Below are 1,863 nucleotides of genomic sequence, written 5' to 3' on the forward strand. Positions count from 1 at the left end.
CCCCGCCCCCGACCCACCCGGCGCCCCGACCTCGACGATCACCCCGCCCGCGATCCGCACGTCCGCCCGGTAGCGCCCGGCACCCGTGCCGTCCACCACCGTGGCGCCACGGAACAGCACGCTCGCACCGCCCCTGGCACTCATCAGAAGAACGTCCTGACCAGCCCGGTCACCTTCGGCTCGGCCGCCGAGGCATCGTCCAGTACCGGGATCAGCGTCCACTTGTCGAAGGCGGTGCACGGGTGCGAGATGCCGAGCCGCAGCACAGCGCCGACCGGCGCGAGGTCGCCCGCGTCCCGGAGGAAGGCGTGCTGGTCGTTGAGCGCGGTGATCCGTGCAGCCGTGCCCGTCAACTCCGCCCCGCCCCGGACCAGGTGCGGTTCCGGCATGCCCTCGTCGAACGGCAGGTCGCGCTTGCCCGCGTCCAGCAGCGCCAGCTGCGGCTCCGGCCGGGACACCACTCGTGCCCATCCGTGCAGCGCCCCGCGCAGTGCCCCGCCACCACCGGCCCCCGACTCCTCAGCACCCCGGGCGAGCGGCGAGATCCCCCGGTAGAAACCGTCGTCGTGCGCGAGGTAGGCGCCCGAGCGCAGCACCACGAAGGCCTCCGGCAGCGCCCCCAACTCCTCGGCCACCAGGTCGAAGTAGGCGCTGCCACCGGCCGTGACCACGGGCGCGGCGTCCTCGGCGTACCGCCCGGCCAGCCGCCCGTGCAACTCGGCCAGCGACCGCAGGTACCCGCGCACGGTGCCGAGCCCGCCCTCGCTCGCGTCGTGCGCCAACGCACCCTCGTACCCGCCGATGCCGGCCAGCCGGAGGGTCGGCGCGCGGCGGACGGCATCCGCGATCTCCACCGCCCCGTCGACGGTGCGCGCGCCGGTGCGACCACCGGGGCCGCCGAGTTCGACCAGCACCTCGACCGGACGCTCGGCGCCGGCCGCGCGCAGTGCCTCGTCCATCAGTCGGACGCTCTCCACCGAGTCGACCCAGCAGGTGAAGGCGAAGTCGGCGTCGTCGGCAAGCTCTCCCGCCAGCCAGCGCAGGCCCGCCGGGTCGAGCAGGGAGTTGGCGAGCAGCAGCCGCCGAACGCCGAAGGCGCGGGCGACCCGGAGCTGCGGCAGGTTGGCGAGGGTGATGCCGTGGCTGCCCGCGTCCAACTGCGCCTGCCAGAGCGCGGGGGCCATGGTGGTCTTGCCGTGCGGGGCGAGCGCCATGCCGGCGTCCGCGCACCAGCGAGCCATGGTGCGCAGATTGTGGTCGAGCGCGCCCTCGTCGAGCGTGAGCAGCGGGGTGCCGAGGTCGGCCAGGGTGGGTCCGGTGGCCAGGTACTGGCGGACGGTCAAGCCGTCGGCAGCCGACGGCAGCGCCTTGAACCGCCAGTCGAGCGCCTCCTCGGCGAGTGCCGCCACCGCACCGGCGTCGATGCCCGGACCACCACCACCCGGGCGGTCACCACCACTACCGCTGCCACCACGACCGCTGCCACCACGACCACTGCCGCCACGACCACTGCCGCCACGACCGCTGCCGGCGCTGCCACTCCCACTGCCGTCGCCGACACTGCTCGCGAAGGTCTGGTCCACTGTCTTCCTCCATCTGCCATGTTGCAGCATGTGCAATGAGGGTTGCACATGCTGGCAACACGGTTCTAGCATCGGCGCCGGACGAAGGTCAACGACAGCCGCCCGCCGCACGCGGGTCAGCCAGGCTCGCCGCAGCACCCCCACCCGGCCGGGCCGCAGTACTCCGAGGAGCCCAGCAGATGCCACGCCAGGACGCCGCCGCGAGCGAGGCCACCCCGTCGCCCGGCGATCCGACGGCCGCACCGCACCGCACACCCGCCACCCCGGAGCCGTCCCCGCC

At 74.3% G+C, this 1,863-nt stretch carries 1 protein-coding gene; it reads right to left on the reverse strand.

Annotated elements, in window-relative coordinates; genetic code table 11:
• Window positions 1-143: 143 nt before the first annotated feature.
• The gene (locus ADK60_RS22130; RefSeq protein WP_234371206.1) at window positions 144-1,583 is read right to left on the reverse strand and encodes an alanine racemase; all 1,440 of its coding nucleotides are present in this window, start codon (window positions 1,581-1,583) and stop codon (window positions 144-146) included.
• Window positions 1,584-1,863 lie beyond the last annotated feature (280 nt).

The organism is Streptomyces sp. XY431, from assembly GCF_001279805.1.
Taxonomy (GTDB): domain Bacteria; phylum Actinomycetota; class Actinomycetes; order Streptomycetales; family Streptomycetaceae; genus Kitasatospora; species Kitasatospora purpeofusca.